At 48.2% G+C, this 255-nt stretch carries 1 protein-coding gene; it reads right to left on the bottom strand.

The annotated features are described in order from the left end of the window. Nucleotides 1–255: CHAP domain-containing protein (locus ACPWR9_RS25875; protein WP_426335288.1), on the bottom strand; the 255-nt coding region annotated here is incomplete at both ends.

Below are 255 nucleotides of genomic sequence, written 5' to 3'. Positions count from 1 at the left end.
ATTAGATACCCAGGCCACATGCCCATAGTAGCCTTCCGTAGACCAGGCAATAGCCCCCACTTCTGGCTTAGTATCCACACGATAACCTTCACGACGAGCACGATGCCCCCATTCATTCGCATTTCCGTAGGCAGGAGGAATCTCAAAGCCATTTACACTACTCAAACGAAAGGCCGCAAAAGATGTACACTGGCGAGAATACATCCGCCATTGATCGATTTCAACACTACCATTTTTGTAGTGAAGCGGATAGTC

The sequence above is a fragment of the Pandoraea pneumonica genome (assembly GCF_049918595.1).
GTDB lineage: Bacteria > Pseudomonadota > Gammaproteobacteria > Burkholderiales > Burkholderiaceae > Pandoraea > Pandoraea pneumonica_A.
The sequence above is the reverse complement of the archived record's forward strand: the minus strand, read 5'-3'. Positions and strand labels throughout refer to the sequence as shown.